Below are 480 nucleotides of genomic sequence, written 5' to 3'. Positions count from 1 at the left end.
TCACAAAGTGCGTCAACAAGTACAGCTAACTCACAAAGTGCGTCAACAAGTACAACTAACTCACAAAGTGCGTCAACAAGTACAGCTAATTCACAAAGTGCGTCAACAAGTACAGCTAATTCACAAAGTGCGTCAACAAGTACAGCTAACTCACAAAGTGCGTCAACAAGTACAGCTAACTCACAAAGTGCGTCAACAAGTACAGCTAATTCACAAAGTGCGTCAACAAGTACAGCTAATTCACAAAGTGCGTCAACAAGTACAGCTAACTCACAAAGTGCGTCAACAAGTACAGCTAACTCACAAAGTGCATCAACAAGTACAGCTAATTCACAAAGTGTGTCAACAAGCGCATCAGATTCAGCGTCAGAAAGTGCGAGCGACTCAGCATCAACAAGTGTGAGTGACTCAGCGTCAGAAAGTGCGAGTGAGTCAGCATCAGAAAGTGCGAGCGACTCAGCATCAGAAAGTGCGAGCGAG

The 480-nt window shown here is 44.4% G+C and carries 1 protein-coding gene; it reads right to left on the bottom strand.

Translation table 11 applies throughout. The features are described 5' to 3' along the window. The coding region (locus CD034_RS07210; protein WP_219727363.1) for a hypothetical protein at window positions 1–480 on the bottom strand (480 nt) is incomplete at both ends.

The sequence above is a fragment of the Staphylococcus hominis subsp. hominis genome (assembly GCF_002901845.1).
Lineage (GTDB): Bacteria > Bacillota > Bacilli > Staphylococcales > Staphylococcaceae > Staphylococcus > Staphylococcus hominis.
Note: the sequence above shows the minus strand (reverse complement) of the source record. Positions and strands in the feature narration are given on the sequence as shown.